Source organism: Streptosporangium heterodermiicola (assembly GCF_051390675.1).
GTDB lineage: Bacteria > Actinomycetota > Actinomycetes > Streptosporangiales > Streptosporangiaceae > Streptosporangium.
On sequence record NZ_JBPJSR010000016.1, the window covers coordinates 53960 to 75088 of the forward strand.

General features: G+C 72.7%; 15 protein-coding genes. 8 read left to right on the top strand and 7 right to left on the bottom strand.

All coding sequences use genetic code 11. The features are described from left to right. Positions 1-51 precede the first annotated feature (51 nt). On the bottom strand, positions 52-1296 hold the full coding sequence (locus ACSC1Q_RS30050; RefSeq protein WP_436762047.1) for an MFS transporter: 1245 nt from the start codon (positions 1294-1296) through the stop codon (positions 52-54). A 176-nt stretch (positions 1297-1472) separates the two neighbouring features. Here ACSC1Q_RS30050 and pdxR point away from each other — a divergent pair, with 176 nt between their 5' ends. After that, the gene (gene pdxR, locus ACSC1Q_RS30055; protein ID WP_436762048.1) at positions 1473-3017 is read left to right on the top strand and encodes a MocR-like pyridoxine biosynthesis transcription factor PdxR; all 1545 of its coding nucleotides are present in this window, start codon (positions 1473-1475) and stop codon (positions 3015-3017) included. Between the two features lie 174 nt (positions 3018-3191). On the opposite strand, the gene ACSC1Q_RS30060 is transcribed toward pdxR, so the two are convergent. Next, complete coding sequence (locus ACSC1Q_RS30060; protein ID WP_436762049.1) at positions 3192-5630, bottom strand: sensor histidine kinase; 2439 nt, start codon at positions 5628-5630, stop codon at positions 3192-3194. Positions 5631-5934: 304 nt separating this feature from the next. Here ACSC1Q_RS30060 and ACSC1Q_RS30065 point away from each other — a divergent pair, with 304 nt between their 5' ends. Further along, entirely contained in the window at positions 5935-7095 is a 1161-nt protein-coding gene (locus ACSC1Q_RS30065; protein ID WP_436762050.1) for a serine hydrolase domain-containing protein, read from the top strand. 201 nt (positions 7096-7296) lie between these two features. Here ACSC1Q_RS30065 and ACSC1Q_RS30070 read toward each other — a convergent pair whose 3' ends face one another. The 3 genes from ACSC1Q_RS30070 to ACSC1Q_RS30080 all read right to left on the bottom strand — a co-directional run bounded on the left by ACSC1Q_RS30070 (position 7297) and on the right by ACSC1Q_RS30080 (position 9666). After that, a complete protein-coding gene (locus ACSC1Q_RS30070) occupies positions 7297-7599 on the bottom strand; it encodes a hypothetical protein (RefSeq protein WP_436762051.1) in 303 nt (100 codons plus the stop codon). A 2-nt stretch (positions 7600-7601) separates the two neighbouring features. Continuing rightward, on the bottom strand, positions 7602-8375 hold the full coding sequence (locus tag ACSC1Q_RS30075; RefSeq protein WP_436762052.1) for a Clp protease N-terminal domain-containing protein: 774 nt from the start codon (positions 8373-8375) through the stop codon (positions 7602-7604). Between the two features lie 226 nt (positions 8376-8601). Then, on the bottom strand, positions 8602-9666 hold the full coding sequence (locus tag ACSC1Q_RS30080) for a glycoside hydrolase family 18 protein (RefSeq protein ID WP_436762053.1): 1065 nt from the start codon (positions 9664-9666) through the stop codon (positions 8602-8604). A 148-nt stretch (positions 9667-9814) separates the two neighbouring features. Between ACSC1Q_RS30080 and ACSC1Q_RS30085 the strand changes: the two genes are divergently transcribed. From ACSC1Q_RS30085 to mug, 5 genes are all read left to right on the top strand, one after another. Next, positions 9815-10738, top strand: a complete 924-nt coding sequence (locus ACSC1Q_RS30085) for an LLM class F420-dependent oxidoreductase (RefSeq protein ID WP_436762054.1) — start codon at positions 9815-9817, stop codon at positions 10736-10738. Positions 10739-11173: 435 nt separating this feature from the next. Next, on the top strand, positions 11174-13066 hold the full coding sequence (locus tag ACSC1Q_RS30090) for a 3' terminal RNA ribose 2'-O-methyltransferase Hen1 (RefSeq protein WP_436762055.1): 1893 nt from the start codon (positions 11174-11176) through the stop codon (positions 13064-13066). After that, the gene (locus ACSC1Q_RS30095) at positions 13059-15557 is read left to right on the top strand and encodes a polynucleotide kinase-phosphatase (protein ID WP_436762056.1); all 2499 of its coding nucleotides are present in this window, start codon (positions 13059-13061) and stop codon (positions 15555-15557) included. The genes ACSC1Q_RS30090 and ACSC1Q_RS30095 overlap by 8 nt, the downstream gene beginning before the upstream one ends. A 165-nt stretch (positions 15558-15722) precedes the next feature. After that, on the top strand, positions 15723-17132 hold the full coding sequence (locus ACSC1Q_RS30100) for a sugar porter family MFS transporter (RefSeq protein ID WP_436762057.1): 1410 nt from the start codon (positions 15723-15725) through the stop codon (positions 17130-17132). 105 nt (positions 17133-17237) lie between these two features. After that, positions 17238-17801: a G/U mismatch-specific DNA glycosylase gene (gene mug / locus ACSC1Q_RS30105; RefSeq protein WP_436762058.1), complete on the top strand. Its 564-nt coding sequence runs from the start codon at positions 17238-17240 to the stop codon at positions 17799-17801. A gap of 103 nt (positions 17802-17904) precedes the next feature. Here the strand turns inward: mug and ACSC1Q_RS30110 are convergent, their stop codons facing one another. Further along, complete coding sequence (locus ACSC1Q_RS30110; RefSeq protein ID WP_436762059.1) at positions 17905-18510, bottom strand: DUF1707 SHOCT-like domain-containing protein; 606 nt, start codon at positions 18508-18510, stop codon at positions 17905-17907. A 7-nt stretch (positions 18511-18517) separates the two neighbouring features. Beyond that, on the bottom strand, positions 18518-19300 hold the full coding sequence (locus tag ACSC1Q_RS30115; protein ID WP_436762060.1) for a PadR family transcriptional regulator: 783 nt from the start codon (positions 19298-19300) through the stop codon (positions 18518-18520). A 930-nt stretch (positions 19301-20230) separates the two neighbouring features. Between ACSC1Q_RS30115 and ACSC1Q_RS30120 the strand changes: the two genes are divergently transcribed. After that, positions 20231-20956 (top strand): metal-dependent hydrolase, encoded by a 726-nt coding sequence (locus ACSC1Q_RS30120; RefSeq protein ID WP_436762061.1) that lies wholly within the window; start codon positions 20231-20233, stop codon positions 20954-20956. Positions 20957-21129: the final 173 nt, after the last annotated feature.

A 21129-nucleotide genomic window follows, 5' to 3' on the forward strand; every position in this document is an offset into this window, starting at 1 on the left:
CCGCCGGGCGTCCACGGGACGGCCCGTGGAACGGCGCGGACCCGTCGCCCGCTACCCGGACACCTCCTCGGCGGCCCGCTCCACCCGCCGGGTCCGCAGGGCCCAGCGCACGGCCGGTCCGGTGGCGAGGCCGGACACCAGGAACAGGCCGCCGAGCACCAGCCAGCCCGGCGTTCCCCAGGTGAGGATCAGCGTCGTGAGCAGCAGCGGGCCGAGCATCCTGGCGACCGCCGCGCCGGATCCGAAGAAGCCCTGGTACTGCCCCTGCCTGCCGGCCGGGGCGAGGCCGAACCCGATCTCCCAGGAGCCGGAGGCGTGCGTCATCTCGCCGAACACCTGCAGGCAGGCCGCGAGGAGCAGGACGAGCGCGGCGGCCCAGGTCGAGGACCAGGCCGACGACGCCGACGACAGGGCGAACACCGCGCACGCGGCGAGCAGCGTCGCACCCGCCCGCCGTACGGACCTGGCGGCGCTCTCCAGGTCCGTGACCCGCCGGGCCACCCGCACCTGGAACAGCATGACGCCCAGGGTGTTGAGGACCAGCAGGGCGGAGACCGTCCAGCTCGGGGCCTCGGTCCGCTGGACGATCCACAGCGGGATGACCAGGCTGAGCAGCGGCATGTTCAGCAGCGCGACCATGTTGAGCAGGGAGACCAGCGCGTACGGCCTGTCCCTGAGCACCGCCAGCGCCGGTTCGCCCGCCGGTGCGGCCGCGGTGGGCGGCACCGGGGGGAGGCGGAGCAGGATCAGCGCGGAGAGCAGGAAGCTCAGCGCGTCCATCGCGAGGACCGTCAGATAGGCCGCCCGGGTGTCGAGGTGCAGCGCCGCCCCGCCGAGCGCGGCGCCGACCGCGAGCCCGGCGTTGACCGTCGCCTGCAGGTGGGCCCGGATCCGGGTCCGCCGCGCCCTGTCCACCAGACCGGCGAGCAGCGCCTGCCTGGCCGCGGCGAGACCGCACTGCGAGGTCGCGTACAGGCAGGCGGCCACCACGAACACGGGAAAGGAGCGGACGAACAGGAACGAGCCGACCGCGGCGGCCGTGGCGACGGCGAGCAGGGCCGCCGTGCCGCGAGGCCCCCGGCGGTCGGCGAGATGGCCGAGCGGGACGCCCGCCACGAAGCCGACGGCCCAGCCGAGCGTCAGCGCGAAGCCGATCTGGGTCGGCGAGAGTCCCACGATCCGGGTGAAGTAGAGCGCCGAGCACACGTAGTACGCGCCGTCCCCGATGGAGTTGGCCAGTTGCGCGAGGGCGAGGACCCTGGGCGGCCCGGACGAGGGCATGATCCGGCTGAACATGGTGCTCCTTCGTCGGCTGTCCGGACGTCACCGGCCCGGCGCCGTCTCGACATCGGCCCGGCGTCACCTCGGCCGCGCTCCGGCGGCCCCGTACGGAGGGCAACTCTAGGAAGCTCATTGGTCCCATGTAAGATCCAATATGACGAGAATCCACTGGGCCAATGCGAGGGGGCGCGATGGACTTCCACGTGAGCCTCACCGGCCGCGGTGACCTGTCGGCCCGCATCTACCGGCAGCTCCTGGACGCCGTCCTCGACGGACGCCTGCGCCCGGGGGAGCGCCTGGCCCCCACCCGCGAGCTGGCGCGGCGGCTCGACGTGTCGCGCAACACCGTGGCCGTCGCCTACGAGCGGCTCACCGCCGAGGGCGTCCTCGTCGGCAGGGTCGGGGCGGGCACCTTCGTGTGCGCCGAGCCTCTCGCCCGCACCCGTGCCAGGAACGCGCCCGCGGGCGGAGGCGGCGTGCGTCCCCGCCGCCTCTGGCGCTCCCCGGACGCCTCACCGGACGAAGAGAGCGAACCGGACGAAGAGGGGGGAGGGCCGGTCTACGACTTCAGGGTCGGTCTCCCCGACGCGGAGCTGTTCCCGCTCGAAACGTGGCGCAGGCTCGTCGCCCGCGAGCTGCGCCCGGCGCTGGTGCGCTCCGCCGGCTACGGCGCCCCCTCGGGACACGCGGGCCTGCGGGAGGCCATCGCCCGCCACGTCGGCGTCTCCCGCTCGGTGCGGGCGAGCGCCGACGACGTGCTCGTCACGCAGGGGGCCCAGCAGGCGCTCGACCTGATCGGCCGCGTCATGATCGAGCCGGGCTGCCGGGTGGCCGTCGAGGAGCCGGGCTACTCCCGGGCGAGGCTGCTGTTCCGGTCCCTGGGCGCGCGGGTCGTCGGCGTCCCCGTCGACGGCGAGGGCCTGGACGTGGCCGCCCTCCCCGACTCCGCCCGCCTCGTCTACGTCACGCCGTCACACCAGTTCCCGTTGGGTACGCCGATGTCGCTCGGCCGTCGCACCGCGCTGCTCGAATGGGCCGGGCGGCGCGGCGCCGTGGTGATCGAGGACGACTACGACAGCGAGTTCCGCTTCGAGGACCGCCCGCTCGAACCGCTCCAGAGCCTCGACCGCAGCGGTCACGTCATCTACGTCGGCTCCTTCTCCAAGACGATGCTGCCGATGCTGCGACTGGGTTTCCTGATCGCCCCGGCCTCGCTCCAGCCCGCCCTCCGCGCCGCCAAGCGGCTCACCGGCTGGAGCGGCGAGCTTCCCACCCAGGCGGCGCTGGCCGGTTTCATCGACGAGGGTCTTCTGGGGCGGCACATCCGCAAGGCGACGCGCGAGTACGCGGCCCGCCACAGGCGGATCCTCACCATCCTCCGGCGTGACTTCCGTGACTGGCTGGAGCCGGTTCCCTCCGCCGCGGGCCTGCACCTCTGCGCCTACCTGACGCCGGACGCCGGGGTCGACACGGCCCTCGTGACGGCGTACGCGCGGGAGGCGGGCGTCGAGCTGCAGGACCTCGCCGCCTACTACGGCGAGGCCCCCGCGCGGGCGGGACTGGTGCTCGGGTACGGTTCGATCCCCCTTGAGCGGATCGAACCGGGTCTGAGGCGCCTCGCGGAGAACTTCCGCGAGGCCGGGAAATCCCGTTCCCGGAGCTTTCGCGAGGCCGGGAGTCTCCGCGCCGGTGAGAGTCCTCGGAACGTCCGGCAGGACGATCCACGTCCCGCTTAGCGTCCGGCGCTCCACCGCGCCGGCGCGAGGACACGCTTCCCCCGTCCGGGCTTCTGCCGGGAGCCCTTGGCGCGGCTTCGTGCCGGCCCCGCAGGGCGATGGCCGCTTTCATCCACCGGCCTCGTCGGCCTCGTCAGGCTTGTCGAGGTCGGCAGGCTTCGTTGGCGGGGGAGATCAGGCGCGCGTCAGCGGGATCTCCGCCTGCAGCCTGTACGTGTCGCCCGCCGTCGTCCCGGCCCGTAACGTCCCTCCCATCCCGGACACGCGGACGGTGAGGTCGCGGATCCCCGACCCGCCACTCCCGTTCGCCGAGGCCACCGGCCGGTCACCGGCCGCGCCGTCGGCGGGCAGGACCCCGTCGTTCACGATCCTCATCGTCAGCAGGTCGTCCCGGCAGGTCAGCGTGATCTCGCAGTTCTCCGCCCCGCTGTGCCGCAACAGGTTGGCGACCCCTTCGCGCAGCACCATGGCGAGCGTGGTCCGTACGTCCGGCGTCGGCGCGCAGGGCTCCAGCCGCAGGGTCACGTCGATGTCCATCGAGGTCAGCAGGGCCCGCGCGGACGCGATCTCGTCGTCGAGGGACGGCCCACGGTAGGAGGAGGCCACGGCGCGGACGTCGGACAGCGCCTGGCGGGAGATGTCGAGGATCTCGGAGAGCTCCCGGTGAGCCCGCGAGGGATCGCGGCTCAGCAGCCGGTGGGTCAGCTCGGCCTTCAGGGTGACGGCGGACAGCGAGAAGCCGAGCAGGTCGTGCAGGTCGCGGGCGAAGCGCAGGCGTTCGCGGGTGACGGCGAGGTCGGCCAGCCCGGAGCGGGCGTCGTGCAGGTCCTGCACCATCGAGCGGAGCCGGGACAGGGCGAAGACCACCAGGCCGTGGTTGACGGTCACCAGGAAGCCGTAGGTCACGCCGATCGAGTCACCGCCCAGCAGGGAGTGGGCGCCGCCCACGCTCACCATGACGGCGAGGAAGAGGGGCAGGCCGAACCGGGTGGGCAGGGTGAGCAGCAGGCTGCCCGCCAGCAGGCCGGGCAGGCCGAGGTAGGGGTTCTCGAACAGCGCGACGGGCAGGTAGGTGACCACGGCCTGCGCGGCCAGCAGCGCGTAGCCCAGCGGCGACCGTACGCGGGCGGCCGGGCGGCTGAAGAAGCCGAGCACCAGGCCCAGGGAGACGAGCACGCAGGCCTCGGCGACGAACGTGTCACCGAGGCTCATCCGCGCGGTCGCGACGAAGACCGTGGCGTTGACCGCGTAGCCGGTGAACACCGCGGTGGCGACGGCCAGGCCCAGCCGGGGCGCCATGGCGGGGCCGTGCCCGGGGCGCCCGGGGCGCCCGCGTTGCCCGCGTTGCCCGCGCCGCTCGCGCCACGACCCGGCGGCGAGGACGTCGCCCCCGTCGTCCCCGTTGTTCTTTTCGTCCTCGTCGCGCAGCGGGACGACGGCGCGCAGGCGGTAGGTCTCCTCCGGGCCCGCGCCCGCGGTCAGGGTGCCGCCCACCGCCTCGACACGGGACCTGAGGTTGCCGATGCCGTCACCGTGGCCGCCGGGATCGCCCATGTCACGGACACCGTCGTTGACGATCTCGATCGACACGGTGGCCTCGTCGCGGGCGACGGTGACGCCGCAGCTCCCGGCCTCGCTGTGCCGCAACAGGTTGGTGACGCCCTCGCGCAGCACGGTGGCGAGCACGGTACGGATCCGCGGCGGCAGGTCGCCCCGTTCGTACTCCACGGTGACGACGACCTCGGCGGCGGTGAGGACGGAGCGGGCCGAGGCCATCTCGTCGTCGAGGGACAGCTCGCGGTAGGAGGAGGCCACGGCGCGGACGTCGGACAGCGCTTGGCGGGAGACGCCGAGGATCTCGGCCAGCTCCCGCCGGGCCCGCGAGGGATCGCGGGGGAGCAGGCGCCGGGCCAGGTCGGTCTTCAGCGTGACGGCGGACAGCGAGAAGCCGAGCAGGTCGTGCAGGTCGCGGGCGAAGCGCAGGCGTTCGCGGGCCACGGCGAGGTCCGCGAGCTCGGAGCGGGCCTCGTCCAGCTCCCGCACCAGCGACCGCAGCCGGGACAGGCCGTAGACGACGAGGCCGATCACCACGGTCAGGTTCGTGATGTAGACGGCCTCCGCGGGCACGCCGCTGATCTCGTACTGGACGAGCCCGGTGGCCAGCGCGATCACGCCGAACACCGGCCAGCCCGCGAGCGGGCGGAGGACGAGCAGCGCGTCACCGGCGAGGAAGCCCTGCATGCCGGTCCAGCCCCGGCCGTAGAACGCGAGGGGCGCCAGCACCACGACGGCCTGCGCGAGCAACGCCACGTGACCCCACCGGCCGCGCACGTCCGCGCGCGGATCGCTGAACAGGCCCAGCTGCAGGACCATCATCACGACCAGGCAGAACGCGGCCGGTGCGATGTGGCCGAGCGTCGCGCGCGTGGCCACCACGTACTGGACGGCGTTCACGACGAAGCCGGCGAACACCACCGTGACGACGAGGAGCGCCAGCCGGGGAGCGAGCCCGGCCGCCCGGCTGCCGGAGTCGCCTTCCCGCGCCGGCGTGTCGCCTTCCCGCGCCGGTACGTCGCCTTCCCGCGACGGCACGGGGGCGAGGCGTCCTGCCACAGCATGCTCCCAGGTGAAGAGTGGAGGACCGCGTCGGAGCGCAATGCTAACCGGTGCCCCGACGGTGTCCCACCGGTTTTCCCGGCTCGCGCGTCCGGTTCGCACGCCGCGCGGTGCCCGGCCGGTTCTCGACGTAAGGCGTACACGACCGGAGAAGGGCCTTGGCTGTTCGCCGTGGGGCGTGCACGACCGGAGGGGGTAGGGGAGGCCCTCCCGCAAGAGCGGTGCAGGCGTCACTGCTCTCCTACGCTCCGTCGGACAGAGTCGGAGGCGTCATTCGTCCCCCGACCCCTAAGGCGAACCCATGTCTCGGAAGAACCCCCGCCGGTTGCTCGCGGCCGCGCTCGCCGGCGCGCTGGCCCTGTCGGCACTGCCGGTCCTGCCGGGTCCCGCCTTCGCCCACACCGGACCGGAGACACTTCGCCCCGTCTCCCTCCAGGCGCGACTGGACCGGCTCACCGGCGCGGACGGGCTGCCGGGCGCGCTCGCCCACATCCGTGACCGCGACGGCAGGAGCGTCACCGCCGTGTCCGGCACCGCCGAGCGCGGTACCGGGCGGCCGATGGTCGGCGCCGGCGGGAGGTTCAGGATCGGCAGCATGACCAAGCCGGTCATGGCGGTGACCGTGATGCGGCTGGCCGAGCGCGAGAAGATCGACCTGGACGCGCCCGTCGACCGCTACCTGCCCGGCACCGTACGCGGAAAGGGCGCGGGCGCGGCGACGGACGGGCGGAAGATCACGGTGCGCGACCTGCTCCGGCAGACCAGCGGGCTGCCCGAGTACGCCGACGTGGCCGACTGGTCCAAGCTCCCCCAGGACTACCTCGGGCTCGCGCTCGCCAGGAAGCCCACGCCTCTCGGCCGGTTCGCCTACTCCAACACCAACTACCTGGTCGCCGGCATGATCGTGCGCGCCGTGACCGGCCGCGACTTCCGCGAGGTCAGCCGCGACCTGGTGATCGAGCCGCTGGGCATGCGGAACACCTACTGGCCCGCCGACGGCGAGACGGGCGTCCGCGGGACGCACGCGCATACGTACGGCGTGCACCCCGCGAATCCCGGAGCCGGGATCGTCGACCTCACCAGGCTGCCCGGCTACGAGTTCGGCGCCAGCGGTGGCCTGATCTCCACGCCCGGCGACCTCGGCCGGTTCTGGCGAGGGGTGTTCGACGGCGAGGTGCTGTCACGCAAGACGCTGCGGACGATGGTCGGCGCTCCCGTGCCCGTCGGGGAGGAGGGCTGGCCCGCGGACGCCCGGTACGGTCTCGGGATCGCCCGCGCCCGGCTGAGCTGCGGCCCGGCCTGGTTCCACGGCGGTGACGTGCCCGGCGTGTCCGTCATCAGCGGGCGTGACCGGACGGGACGCCAGGCGACCGTCTACACCACGGGCCTCGCGGGTACGGCCGGGCAGCGCGAGCACCTGATCGCCGCCTTCGAGACCGCCCTGTGCGGCCGGGCCCGGTGAGGTCGTGAGGTCCCCTCGCCGCCGCTCTCCGGCGGCCGCCGGACCGGGGGCGCCACGCGCGGGGCGCCGGTCCCGGCTACCGGGGCAGCGGGACCACGTGTCGAACACCGGCTCTCGGCCCCCGAGCCGGGGCACCACGCACCGGACGGCGGCTCCCGGCTACCGGGCCGGTGGGGCCACGCGCCGGGTGCTGGGCGTCGGTTATCGGTTCGGGGGGCGGTAGCCAGGAGCAGGTTTCCGGTTCGGGGGGCGGTAGCCGGGGGCAGGCTCCTGGTTCGGGCTTGAGCCCGCCCCGGACAGGAAGCGTCCGGTGAGGGCGTGCACGCCCATGCCCGCGCTCAGGCCCGCCAGCATCCCGGCGAGCACGCCGGAGCCCATCCCCACGAGTACGCCGACGGCGATCCCGGTGACCAGCCGCGCGAGCACGCCCGCGACCAGGCGCACGGCCGGGCGGGCGGTCAGACAGGCGTCCAGACGGGTGACCAGGCGTGTGGGCACGCCCACGACTACGCCTCGTCCGCCGTGCCGAGGCGCTCCTCCAGCCGTTCGAGCCTGAGCAGGACGGGGCGCAGCTCCTCGCGTACGGCCGCGGACAGGGCGTTCGCCGCGTCGGCGGGCAGGACCTGGGGAGGGGGCGGGGTGGTGGCCTGGGTCTGCGCGCGCAGGTGGACGTATCCGGCGAGCGCGGCCGAGACCGCGTGGCGGGTCAGCCGGTGCTCGGCGCCCAGCTCCCGCAGGATGCGCCCGCCCGCCCCGTCCGGTTCGGCGACCAGCCCGAGGAGCAGGTGCTCGCAGCCGATGTAGTTGTGGCCGAGCGAGGTGGCCTCGGTGACGGTCATCTCCAGGGCCGCCGCCGCGGGCGCCCCGAAGGCGAGCTCCGCCCCGGCGGCGGCCGGGGCCGGGGTGTCGAGGCTGAGCCGGTCCAGGCGCCTCCGTATCTCCTCGGGATCGATCTCCAGGGCACCGAGAACATGGAGCGCCAGGTTGCGTCCCTCGGCGAGTATGCCGCCCAGCAGGTGCTCGGTGCCGACCTCGGCCGTACCCAGGGCGCGCGCCTGGTCCACCGCCAGCTTGACCACCTCCCGTGCCCGCGGGGTGAACTGGGTGAGGCGCGCGGTCAGGTCGTCGAGGTCGGAGGTGTCGAGCGCCGTCTCGCGGATGGCGGTCACCCGCCGGACGGCCTGCTCCAGAGCCCGCTGGCACACGGCGGAGACCGGTACGCCCGCCTTCTTCACCGCCTCGGCCAGCTCGTCGGGCAGGTAGACATTGATCTTCGGCATCGCGTCTCCCCTAAGGGGTTACAGGAGGGTTATAACCCATTCATAACCCCAAAGGAGGCACTTGTCCAGCGCCCGCCCGGCACACGCCCGGATTTCCCGGGCCCGCTCTTCTGAGGCCGCTCTCCCGGATCCGATTCCTGAGGCTGCTCTCCCGGGTTCGCCCTCCCGGGTCCGCTTTCCGAGATTGCTCTCCTGGGTCCGCTTTCCCCGGCTCGCCGAGGTCCGCCTAGCGCGTCGCGCCGGTGAGGAACCGGGTGATGCCGGGGGAGAGGGCCGCGCCCCTGGTGGAGAGCCACGCCAGGCGGTTGCGGCTGGTGAAGGCGGCGAGCCTGCGCGCCTCCAGCCGCGTGAGGTCGCCGGGCCCGGCCAGCACGGGCGTGAGGGCGATCCGGTGCCAGGCGGCGCTCTCGCCCAGGGAACGGGCTATCTGCGGCTGCGCGGCACGGACGGCCGAGGCGATCGGGCGCAGGCGGCTCCCGGTGCCCGAGGCGGTGTCGACGGGCGCCAGGAGGTTGACGGTGGCGATCTCGGCGCCCGCCGCCCGGGTGGCCCGGAGCATCTCCTGATCGGCGGCGGACAGCCCGGCTACGGTGACCGGGAGGGTGAAGCTCACCGTGAGGGAACGGCCCTCACCGGCGGCCTCGCGCTGCAGGGCCGCGATCGCCCTGGCCCGCCGCAGCACGGTGGAGCCGCCCGCCGGGGCGTGGACCTCGAAGTCGATGTACGTGGCGGTGAAGGCGCCGATCGCCCGGCGGTAGGCGGCGGTGAGCCTGCCGAGGTCGGAGCAGGCCGAGGCGAGCTCGCGCCCCGCCGGTCCGCCGAAGGCGAGGCCCGCGTCCCCGCCCGCGGCGCGCAGCGGGGCGAGCCGGTTGGCGACCGGGTTGCCCCCCTGCTCCTGGAGTCCGCCCCACTTGGGGACGCAGCCCTTCCGCCCGGCGGTGAGGTGGCCCAGCGTGAACCAGCGCACGTGGCTCCTCCTGGCCTCCCTGGAAAGGTTGAAGCGCGGCTCGCGGACCGCGTCCACGAACGCCACGAAACCCGAGGGGCGGACGACGACCGGTGAGGGCGAGGGCTCGGCCGCGGGCCCGGGGGCCGTTTGCGAGGGCGTCGCCCCTGACCCGGCCCGTTCGCCGAGGGCGGCCCACTCGCCCTGCGCCCTGGAGGGCAGCAGCCAGATCGCGGCCCCGGTGCCCGTGGCGAGCACGATCGAGGCGAGCACCACGAGGGGGCGGGGCGGGGTGCCGGGCTCACGGACCCGGCGGGTGTCGGGGCGGTCGGTCGTCACAGGCATGTGATCCCCTCCTCGATGACCAAAGGGTGATCGCTGTGAGTGGTCGATCCGCTACCCGTTGCGTCAGAGGCCAGAACGTTAGCAAGCGTTCCCGCCACGGCGCGGGCTTTCTGCGGATGCCGTCCGGAGTGCCCGGATAATGGTTCCCATGAAGTTGAGGATCTTCACTGAACCACAGCAGGGTGCCACATACGACGAGCTGCTGGCGGTCGCGCTGGCCGCGGAGCGGCTGGGGTTCGACGCCTTCTTCCGTTCCGACCACTACATGCGGATCGGCCCCGGCGACCCGGGACCCGGCTCCACCGACGCCTGGACGACCCTGGCGGGCCTGGCCAGGGACACCTCCACGATCCGTCTCGGCACCCTGGTCACGCCGGTCACCTTCCGGCTGCCGGGCCCGCTGGCGATCAGCGTGGCCCAGGTCGACCAGATGAGCGGCGGGCGGGTGGAGCTGGGCCTGGGCACCGGCTGGTACGACGCCGAGCACACCGCGTACGGCATCCCGTTCCCGCCGGTCGGTGAGCGGTTCGGCCGGTTCGAGGAGCAGCTGGAGATACTGGTCGGGCTCTGGACCACGCCCAAGGGGGAGACGTTCTCCTTTGAAGGGGCCCACTACCGGCTGGCCGACTCGCTCGCGCTGCCGAAGCCCGCGCAGAGCCCGAAACCGCCGATCATCATCGGCGGCACCGGCGCCACGCGCACCCCGCGCCTGGTCGCCCGGTTCGCCGACGAGTACAACGTGCCGTTCCGTACGCTGGAGGACGCCTCGGCGGCCTTCGACCGGGTCAGGAAGGCGTGCGAGGCGGAGGGCAGGGAGCCGGTCGTGCTCTCCGTCGCGCAGACCGTCTGCGTCGGTTCCGACGACGCGGAGATCGCGCGGCGGGCCGAGGCGACGGGGCAGGACCTCGCTGCGCTGCGCGCGACGGGCCTGGCCGGCACTCCCGCCGAGGTGATCGAGAAGATCGGCCGGTTCGCCGAGCTGGGCGTCGAGCGGGTCTACCTGCAGGTGCTGGACCTGGACGACCTTGAGCAGCTGGAACTCATCTCGGACGAGATCCTGTCCCACGTGTAGGTCGCGGGCCCGCGCGTCACCGCGCACGAGCGGGCCGTTCCTCCCCGCAGCCCCGCAGCCCCGCAGCCCCGCAGCCCCGTGGCTCCGTCGCCTCGTCGCCTCGTTGTCACGTGATTACGTCGCCGCGTCGCCGCCCGGGCCGGTGGAACGGTTCGGGCGGGCACGCGCCGTTCGGGGGCGAGCCGGTCCGCGACCGGCTCGCCCCCGGCCCTCGCTTTCGGCCCTCGCCCTCCGGCCCTCGCCTTCGGCCTCTCGGTCGAGGGTCGTCCCGGCGGGCGCGCTCGCGGTCCTGGCGCGGTAGCCCGCAGACCAGGGCATGTCGTCCAACGGCGGCCATGTCGGGTTGATTCAGGACCATCGGACGATGGCCGTGTCATGGGTTTTCGGGACGTTAACCGATGGCCGTCCCGGAATGGGTGCGGCACACTGAACCGGGTGTTGCTGACGATCTCCACCACCGCGCGCCCCGCCACGGACCTCGGGTTCCTGCTGCACAAGCACCCCGACCGGGTCCAGGAGTTCGGGCAGTCGTACGGTGTGGCACGTGTCCTCTACCCCGAGGCGAGCGAGGAGCGCTGCACGGCCGCGCTGATGCTCGACGTCGACCCGGTCCGCCTGGTGCGCTCCCGCGACCGGTCCACGCCCGACTACACGCTGGGCCAGTACGTCAACGACCGGCCCTACGCCGCGTCGTCGCTGCTGGCCGTGGCGCTGGCCGACGTGTTCCGTACGGCGCGCACCGGGCGCTGTGCCAGCCGTCCCGAGCTGGCCGCGGGGCCGATGCCGCTGGAGATCACCCTGCCCGTGCTGCCGTGCAAGGGCGGTCCCGAACTCGCGCACCGGCTCTTCGAACCGCTGGGCTGGCGGGTCGAGGCGACCGCCCTGCCCCTGGACGAGGAGTTCCCCGAGTGGGGCGACTCCCGTTACGTGCGGCTGGCGCTGCGCGGGGAGGTCCGCCTGGCCGACGCGCTCAACCAGCTCTACGTGCTGCTCCCGGTGCTCGACGACGCCAAGCACTACTGGGTGGCCCCCGACGAGGTGGACAAGCTGATCAGGGCGGGCGAGTCGTGGCTCGCCGCCCACCCCGACCGGGGCCTGATCACCCGCCGCTACCTCGGCCGCCGCTGGGCCCTCACCCGTACCGCCTTCGCCCGCCTCGCCGAGATCGGCGACGACGTGGAGGAGGACCTCGAACCCCCTGTCGAGGAGGATCCCTCGGCCGACCCCGCCGTGGAGGGCTCCACCGGGGAGGGGCCGACCGGGGGGAGCCTCGTCGAGGAGAGCGCGGGGAGCGCGGGGGATTCCGCTGAGGAAAGGCCTGTCGTGGAGGGTGTCGTCGAGCGGAACGCCGTCACGGAGGGTTTCGTGGCGGGAAGCTCCGCCGTACCGGGGACCGGCCCCTCCGAGAGAGTGCTCGCAACCCCCGCCCCGCCGGACGAGGTCCTTCCGGCCGGTGCGGCCCCTCCCGAGGGGGAGGCTCCTCGGGCCGGATCCGAGGGTGCCGCCAGGCGGCCGTTGAACGCCCTTCGCCTGGAGGCCGTGCTCGCCACGCTGGAGAGGCTGGGGGTGAGCACCGTCATCGACCTCGGGTGCGGTTCCGGCCGTCTGGTCGGAGCGCTGCTCGACCGGTCCCGCTTCACCGGGGTGGCGGGGGTGGACGTGTCCTCCCAGGCGCTCGCGCTCGCGGCCAGGCGCCTGAAACTCGACCGGATGCCGGAGCGCAGGCGGGAGCGGCTGGAGCTGTTCCAGGGCGCGCTGACCTACACCGACGCCCGGTTCGCCGGGTACGACGCCGCTGTGCTGATGGAGGTCGTCGAGCACGTCGACCCGCCACGCCTGGACGCGCTGGAGCGGGTGGTCTTCGGAACCGCCAGGCCGGGACACGTGATCGTCACGACCCCCAACGCCGAGCACAACGTCCGCTACGAGTTCCTGAGCGGTATGCGCCACCCCGACCACCGCTTCGAGTGGACCCGCGCCGAGTTCCGCGCGTGGGCGGCGAAGGTGTGCGCCGAGTACGGCTACCGCGTCGAGTTCCTGCCGGTCGGCGACGACGACCCCGAGGTGGGCGCCCCCACCCAGATGGCCCTGTTCGGCCTCAAGGACGCGAGGGACTTTCCGGGCGCGTCAGACGGCCCCGTCAGTACGGCGGACCGTCCCGGAAACACGGAGGACCGTCCCGGAAACACGGCAGACAGTCCCAGCAGCACGGAGGACCGTCCCGGGAACACGGCAGACGGTCCTGGAAGTACGGCGGACGGGCCCGGGAGTACGGGAGTGCCCGCGGGTGCGGGAGGCGCGGGAGACGCGGGAGGTGGAGATGACTGAGATCGCCGTACCGGAGATGTCGCTGGTCGTGCTCGTCGGGGTGTCCGGCAGCGGCAAGTCGACCTTCGCCGCCAGGCACTTCGCGCCGACCCAGGTGATCTCCTCCGACTTCTGCCGGGGCCTGGTCGCCGACGACGAGAACGACCAGGCCGCCACCCCCGACGCCTTCGACGTGCTCCACTACATCGTCGGCACCCGGCTGCGGCGCGGGCTGCTCACGGTCGTGGACGCCACGAACGTGCAGTGGGAGGCGCGCAAGCAGCTGGTCACGCTCGCGAAGTCGCACAACGTGCTGGTCGACGCGATCGTCCTGGACGTGCCGGAGGAGCTGGCGGTCGCGCGCAACGAGTCCAGGCCCGACCGGGACTTCGGGGCGCGCGTGGTCATCAGGCAGCGCAAGGAGCTGCGCCGTTCCATGAGCCGGATCTCCCGAGACGGCTTCCGCCGGGTCCACGTGCTGCGCGGGGCCGAGGAGATCGAGGCCGCCACGGTCGTCACCGAGAAGGCGTGGACCGACAGGCGCGAGCTGACCGGCCCGTTCGACATCGTGGGCGACGTGCACGGTTGCCGCGCCGAGCTGGAGACGCTGCTGCGCGACCTCGGCTGGGAGGTCGATCCCGGCGGCGCGGGGGCGGTCCACCCCGAGGGCAGGACGGCGGTGTTCGTCGGCGACCTGGTGGACCGGGGGCCCGACTCGCCGGGCGTGCTCCGGCTGGTCATGGGCATGGTCGCGGCCGGGACCGCGCTGTGCGTGTCGGGCAACCACGAGCAGAAGCTGGCCCGCGCGCTCAACGGCCGCAAGGTCAGGGTGGCCCACGGTTTCCAGGAGTCCCTGGACCAGCTGGCCGCCGAGCCGGAGGAGTTCAGGCGGGAGGCACTGGCCTTCATGGACGGGCTGATCAGCCACTACCAGCTCGACGGGGGCAGGCTCGTCGTCGCCCACGCCGGGCTCAAGGAGGACTACCACGGCCGCGCCTCCGGCAGGGTCCGCTCCTTCGCGCTGTACGGCGACACCACCGGCGAGACCGACGAGTACGGCCTGCCGGTGCGCTACCCCTGGGCACGCGAGTACCGGGGCCTGGCCATGGTCGTCTACGGCCACACCCCGGTCCCCGAGACCGAGTGGATCAACAACACGATCTGCCTGGACACCGGGGCGGTCTTCGGCGGGCGGCTCACCGCGCTGCGCTACCCGGAGCGTGAGATCGTCTCGGTGCCCGCCGAGCGCGTCTGGTACGAGTCGGTCAAGCCGTTCACCGCCCCCGGCCACCGCGACCCCGGCCTGCTCTCCGTCGACGACGTCCGGGGCACCCGCCACATCGAGGTGCGCCACGGCGGCGGCCACATCAAGATCCGCGAGGAGAACTCGGCCGCCGCGCTGGAGATCATGAGCCGGTTCGCGGTCGATCCGCGCTGGCTGGTCTACCTCCCGCCGACGATGGCGCCCCCGGAGACCTCCCGTCTCGACGGCTACCTGGAGCACCCGGCCGAGGCGTTCGCCGAGTTCGCGGCGGCCGGGGTGACCCGGGTGGTGTGCGAGGAGAAGCACATGGGCTCGCGGGCGGTGGCCGTGCTGGCCGCCGACCCGGAGGTGGCGGCGGCGCGGTTCGGGATCACCGACGGCGGCGCCGGGGCGGTCTACACCCGCACCGGAAGGCCGTTCTTCGCCGACACCACCGAGCTGGTCGACAGGCTCAGGCGGGTGTGCGCGCCGCTGATGGAGGAGCTGGGGTCGGGCTGGATCGCTCTCGACTGCGAGCTGCTGCCCTGGTCGGCCAAGGCCGAGGGGCTGATCCGCGGCCAGTACGCGTCGGTGGGCGCCGCGGCGCGCACGGTGCTGCCCGAGGCGATCGGCGTGCTGGAAGCGGCGGCCGGGCGCGGTTTGGATGTGGGCGATCTGTTGGACCGCACCCGACGCCGCTCCACCAACGCTGCCCGGTTCAGGCAGGCATATGCACGTTACTGCTGGCCTGTGTCCGGACTTGACGGTCTTCGTCTGGCGCCGTTCCAGATCCTCGCCTGCGAGGGCCGGGCGCCCGCGATCCAGGAGCCGCACTCCTGGCACCTCGACCTGCTGTCCAGGCTCGACGACCCGCTGATCGCGCCCACCCGGCACGTGTTCGCCGACCTGGCCTCGCCGGAGTCGACGGAGGCGGCCACGGCCTGGTGGTCGGCGCTGACCGGCGAGGGCGGTGAGGGCATGGTCGTCAAGCCGCTGGAACCACCCGACGGGAAGAGCCGGGTGCAGCCCGGGGTCAAGGTGCGCGGGCGGGAGTACCTGCGGATCATCTACGGGCCCGACTACACCGAGAGCCTGGACGTGCTGCGCCGCCGGTTCCTGGGCCGCAAGCGCTCGCTGGCCCTGCGCGAGCACGCTCTGGGCCTTGAGGCGCTCTCCCGGCTGGCCGAGGGGGCACCGCTGTGGAGGGTGCACGAGGCGGTCTTCGCCGTCCTGGCACTGGAGTCCGAGCCGGTCGACCCCCGGCTGTAGTTCCCGCCGGTCGGTCCCCGGCCGTACCTCTCACGGGGACGCCGCCGACGGCACCGACGGGAACGGTGCCGGTAGGAACCGTGCGGGTGGGGACGGCCGGTACGCGGCCGTCCCCGGAAGCCCGGGGGCCATGTCTCAAACCCTCCCCCGGGGAAAAGAACCCTCATGGCCAGAACCGCTCCCACGGGCACCTCGGGTGAGAACATCGGGCACGTCGTCTTCATCACCGCCGCGGCGGCGATCGGCGGCTTCCTCTTCGGGTACGACAGCGCCGTCATCAACGGCGCCGTCACCGGGATCGAGAAGAACTTCGACGTCGGCCCGGTCCAGACCGGCTTCGTCGTGGCGATCGCGCTGCTGGGCTCGGCGCTGGGCGCCTGGGTCGCCGGGGGGCTGGCCGACCGCTGGGGGCGCACCAGGGCGATGCAGGTGGCCGCGATCCTGTTCGCGGCCAGCTCCATCGGCCAGGCCCTGCCCTTCGCGCTCTGGGACCTGGCCTTCTGGCGGGTGCTCGCCGGCGTGGGCATCGGCATGGCCTCGGTGATCGGCCCCGCCTACATCGCGGAGGTCGCGCCGCCCGCCTACCGGGGGCGGCTGGGATCCTTCCAGCAGCTCGCGATCGTGCTGGGCATCGCGGTCTCCCAGCTGGCCAACTACGCGATCGCGGAGCGGGCCGGGGGCGACGTCAACAACGAGCTGCTCGGGCTGCAGGCCTGGCAGTGGATGCTCGGCGCCTGCCTGGTCCCCGCCCTGCTCTATCTGGTCTTCGCGACGGTCATCCCCGAGTCGCCGCGCTTCCTCATCGCGGCCGGGAGATCGGACGCGGCACGCGAGGTGCTGTCGGAGGTCGAGGGCGAGGGGACCGACCTGGACGCCCGGGTGGCGGAGATCGAGACCTCGCTGCGCAGCGAGCGCCGGCCCCGCCTGCGCGACCTGCGCGGTTCCCGGTTCGGGCTGATGCCGATCGTCTGGATCGGCATCCTGCTCTCCGTCTTCCAGCAGTTCGTCGGCATCAACGTGATCTTCTACTACTCGGCGTCGCTGTGGCAGTCGGTCGGCATCAACCAGTCGGACTCGCTGCTCATCAGCTTCTCCACCTCGATCATCAACATCGTCGGCACGTTCGTCGCCATCGCGCTGGTCGACAGGATCGGCCGCAGGCCGCTGTTGCTGATCGGCTCCGCGGGCATGACCGTCGCGCTCGCCGTGGCCGCGTGGGCCTTCGGCGCGGGTGTCCCGAGCGGCGACGCGGTCAAGCTGCCCGAGGCGCAGGGCACGGTCGCCCTGATCGCCGCGCACGTCTTCGTGCTGTTCTTCGCGCTGTCGTGGGGTGTGATCGTCTGGGTGCTGCTGGGGGAGATGTTCCCCAACCGTGTCAGGGCCGCCGCCCTCTCGGTGGCCGCCGCCGCCCAGTGGGTGGCCAACTGGCTGATCACCGTCTCGTTCCCGTCGCTGAGCGAGTGGAACCTGGCCGGGGCCTACGTGGGGTACGCCGCCTTCGCCGCGCTCTCCTTCGTCTTCGTGCTGTTCAAGGTGCGGGAGACCAAGGGGAGAAAGCTTGAGGAGATGGGCTAGGTTCGCCTCGTGCCGCCCAGCAGCCTCATGCCACCTGGCAACCCCGTGCCGCCCAGAGGATCCGTGCCGCCGGAGAGACAGGAAAGCGCCCCGCCCGCGAGGCGCGTGACCTCGGGAGCGCGGGTCCCGGCGCGGCCAAGTCGCGCCGAGCTGGAGGCGGCCGGGGGCGGGACGATCGAGGACGTGCTCGGGCCCTCGCTGGACGTGCTGTTCTGCGGGATCAACCCCGGCCTGTACTCCGCGGCCACCGGCCACCACTTCGCCCGCCCAGGCAACCGCTTCTGGCCCGCGCTGCACCGCTCGGGCTTCACCCCCCGGCTGCTCTCGCCCGCCGAGCAGGACCTGCTTCCCTCGTACGGGCTGGGGATCACCAACGTGGTGCCCCGGCCCACCGCGCAGGCGGCGGAACTGTCGGCGGAGGAGTTCCGCGCGGGAGGGGAGCGCCTGGCGGCGCTGGTCGCCGAGGTCCGGCCGAGGGTGCTGGCGGTGGCGGGGGTGACCGCCTACCGGCAGGCGTTCGGCGTGCCCAAGGCCGTGATCGGGCCGCAGGAGAACGAGATCGGCGGCGCGGCGGTGTGGGTGCTGCCCAACCCGAGCGGCCTGAACGCGCACTGGACGCTGGACGGGATCGCGGGGGAGATGCGGAGGCTCCGGGAGTCTCTCGCCTGACCGGCCGCCCTCGCGAACGGTGACGGCCTCAGGGCTTCCAACCGGCTTCGGGGGAGCCTGCCCCCGTTCGCCCGAAGCCGGTTGGAAGCCGGTAAGAAGCGGGTCAGGGCGCGGCCGGGGGGCCGACCCGGCGGGAGCGTGTCCTGGAGCGCCCGCGTCCGCGGCGGAGCGTGCTCAGCACCGCCATCACCAGCCAGGCGAGGAAGATGAACTTGAGCACCCCGAACCCGCCGATCAGCACCCCGACCACCATCACCGGGATGATCAGCGGGAAGAACGGCGGCCCGCCGCGGTGACCCATGTGGTGGTGCCTCCAGCCCTGGTGCCCCTTGGGACGGTGGGGGCCCCAGGGGTGGGCGTGCGCGCGGTGCCGGTGGCCCGGCCCCCACGGACCGCCCGGACCCCACGGCCCTCCGCCCGGCCCCCACGCTCCTCTCCCCGAGCCCCAGGGAGCCCCCGGGCCCCAGGGAGCCCCCGCGCCCCAGGGACCCCGGTCGTCCTCGGACTCCTCCGGCCGGGAGGCGCTCGGGCCGGGCAGGTCCGCGCTCACCCGGGCCAGCTCGCCGCCGGTGCGCGCGGACAGGGTCAGTTCGAGGCGCTCGTCGAGCTCCTCCCGGGTCAGGCGGCCCTGCACGTAGTGCTCGCGCAGGGTCTCCATCGCCGCGTCACGCTCGGCGTCTCCGATACGGAGGTCGTCTCGGGGGGTCATGGTCGGGTCACTCCTCGCCGGTGTCGCCGTCGGCCAAGATCTGGTAGAGCTTGCGACGCGTCTCGACCAGGGTCTGCTTGGCCTGCCGGATCTGCGCGTCGCTGCCGGTCTGCAGGATCTGGAGCATGGCGAACCCCGACTGGCGGGTGATGTCCATCAGCTCCCAGGTGCTGTCGTCGACGTCGGGCGTCATCTCCTCCCACGGGGCTCGGACCTCGTCGGGGTGCTCGGCCACGTAGGCGCGCCCGGCGTCGGTGAGGCTGAAGGTCTTGCGGCCCTCGTTCTCCTCGGCCAGGACCAGGCCCTCGTCGGTGAGCTGCTGCAGGGCCGGGTAGACCGCTCCCGGGCTGGGCTTCCAGCCGCCCTCGCTGCGCCGCTCGATCTCCTGGATGATCTGGTACCCGTTGTGCGAGGACTCGGTGAGCAGGGCGAGGATCGCCGCGCGGACGTCGCCGCGCTTCGCCTTGCGCCCCCTCCCGAACGGCGGGCCGCCGAAGGGCCCTCCGCCGAACGGGCCTCTGCCCCCCCTGCCGCCCCGGCCGGTGTCCCAGGGGAACCCGCCGAAGGGGAAGGGGCCGCGGTGGCCGCGGTGCCGGTGCTCGTGAGGCCCGCCCTCGCGGTGCTCGTGGTGCGTGTGGTGCGGCGCGCGGGGGCCGTGCTCGGGGCCGCCCTCGTGCCACCCGGCGGCCATCTGCCGCCATGCCTCCCTGGCCGCGCGCTTCATCTCGCGCCTCACCTCGGGGGATCCGAATCCGGACCAGGGGGCGCCCATCGCGTTGGACGGTGTCATGTCGTACCTCCACACCGCGATCGTCTTTTGATCGCTCTCGATGCTTCAAAGATATATCGAGAACATTCTGACAGCAACCCCATGTCATGAAATAGTGGTTCTGTGTGATCTGGGGCATCTGTCCGTTAGTGGGGCGAAGACGCTTCCCGGTCCACCGCGTCGCCCGTGTCGCCCGTTTGATCTGGTCGCCCCGCCTGTCCGGTTCGCCGCCTCCCTGGTCCGCTGAGCTGGGGATTCGCCCGGCCCGGAACGGGGCCGCCGAGGCGGGGTGGCCTGTCGCGGGCCTCGGGGGCTTGGTTTTGCCGCCCTTTGCGCCCTTTCCGACTAATCTCACCGAGAGTGATGAGCTCTCACCCCACGTAGAAGTGAGGCAGATCACGTAATTCTTGCCGGATTCTGGAACAAGTACTGAGACCTGCACGTTACAAAGGACGTAGACGGGATTCGTTCCGTGCCGGAAGGGCTGGGGGGTGCTTTCGGCGCGGAACGGTCCCGTCTGTCGTTTCCGCACGTACCTTCTTGATCGCGACGTGATCGCGACCCTCCCGGGTTCGTGTCCGGGCCTCCGGTGAAGATCCCCGGAGAGCACCCCGATCCACCTTCGCTCCACCCCCGGCTCCGCGAGGGCGATCATCGCGTCAGGACGCTTCCAGGCCGCCGTCCCCGGCACCATTCACCCGTTCCATCCGTTCCCCATTCGTAGGAGGATTCGGATGGCAATCACCTCTCGTGAAGGGACGGGGAGATCGAAGCGGACCGTCGTCGCCCTCGGGCGACCCTGGATTCGGCCGGAAACGATCAGCACGCACGCGCGGAGGCCGTCTCGCCCGCGCGACACGCCGACGGCGTGAAATGGCACGGTCCTCCATCTGGAGGAGGCTTTGACGTACAGTCTCCCGAGGTGATCTTGATGGGGGTTTTTGACCGATGATGGGGCATACGCATGCGCTGACGGGTGCGATCGCGTGGCTGGGGGTGGCGCCCGCGCTGGCCGCGCTGCCGCTGCTGACCGAGACGTCCAGGTTCATCGAGACCGGCGTCATGGTCAACGCGCTCAACCCGGCCGAGTTCGTCGCCGGGGCCATCATCTGCGCAGGGGCCGCGATGCTGCCGGACCTCGACCATCCGAGCGCGACGATCGCGCAGACGTTCGGGCCGGTCACCTGGGGGCTGAGCAAGGCGGTCTCGTGGCTCGCCGGAGGCCACCGCAACGCCACCCACTCGCTGGTGTTCGCGATCGCGACGGGCTTCGGCGCCCACTACCTGGCCAACACCTACCCGATCGGCCGCGACATCCTGGTGATCCTGCTCATCGGCCTGGCGCTGCGGTCGATCGGCATCGGCATCCCGGGCAAGAAGTTCGCCTCGGCGATGCTCAACGTCGGCATGACGGCCGGGCTGTTCGTGGTGTTCCGCAGCGACAACGTGGGATACGCCTGGCTGGGGCTCGCGGTCGCGATCGGGTGCCTCACCCACGTCGTGGGTGACTGCTGCACCGAGAAGGGCTGCCCGGTGCTCTGGCCGATGCGGCAGAAGTGGCTGCTGCCGTGGAAGATCGGCATCAAGACGGGCCGCGCCTTCGAGCAGAAGTTTCTCGCCCCGGTACTTTCCGTCGTCGTTCTCGGGCTGCTGTACCTCCGCCTCGCTCCGCAGTGATCATACTGGGGAGTAATTTGATGTCGAGATACCCGGAGGGATATCTTGATATCGAGACATCCGCCGCAACCTGTGAGTGACCTGCAAGTTAGGCATACCTAACGGTCGGGGGCGCTCGGGCGGTGCGGCAGGATTCAATCGCGCCCTATGTGCCGGCGCGCCAGACATCAGGT

What these genes read in the sequence shown, in the direction of transcription:
- ACSC1Q_RS30050 (WP_436762047.1), bottom strand. Translation starts at nt 1,296, where the DNA reads ATGTTCAGCCGGATCATGCCCTCGTCCGGGCCGCCCAGGGTCCTCGCC.
- pdxR (WP_436762048.1), top strand. Translation starts at nt 1,473, where the DNA reads ATGGACTTCCACGTGAGCCTCACCGGCCGCGGTGACCTGTCGGCCCGC.
- ACSC1Q_RS30065 (WP_436762050.1), top strand. Translation starts at nt 5,935, where the DNA reads ATGTCTCGGAAGAACCCCCGCCGGTTGCTCGCGGCCGCGCTCGCCGGC.
- ACSC1Q_RS30075 (WP_436762052.1), bottom strand. Translation starts at nt 8,375, where the DNA reads ATGCCGAAGATCAATGTCTACCTGCCCGACGAGCTGGCCGAGGCGGTG.
- ACSC1Q_RS30080 (WP_436762053.1), bottom strand. Translation starts at nt 9,666, where the DNA reads ATGCCTGTGACGACCGACCGCCCCGACACCCGCCGGGTCCGTGAGCCC.
- ACSC1Q_RS30085 (WP_436762054.1), top strand. Translation starts at nt 9,815, where the DNA reads ATGAAGTTGAGGATCTTCACTGAACCACAGCAGGGTGCCACATACGAC.
- ACSC1Q_RS30095 (WP_436762056.1), top strand. Translation starts at nt 13,059, where the DNA reads ATGACTGAGATCGCCGTACCGGAGATGTCGCTGGTCGTGCTCGTCGGG.
- ACSC1Q_RS30100 (WP_436762057.1), top strand. Translation starts at nt 15,723, where the DNA reads ATGGCCAGAACCGCTCCCACGGGCACCTCGGGTGAGAACATCGGGCAC.
- ACSC1Q_RS30110 (WP_436762059.1), bottom strand. Translation starts at nt 18,510, where the DNA reads ATGACCCCCCGAGACGACCTCCGTATCGGAGACGCCGAGCGTGACGCG.
- ACSC1Q_RS30115 (WP_436762060.1), bottom strand. Translation starts at nt 19,300, where the DNA reads ATGACACCGTCCAACGCGATGGGCGCCCCCTGGTCCGGATTCGGATCC.
- ACSC1Q_RS30120 (WP_436762061.1), top strand. Translation starts at nt 20,231, where the DNA reads ATGGGGCATACGCATGCGCTGACGGGTGCGATCGCGTGGCTGGGGGTG.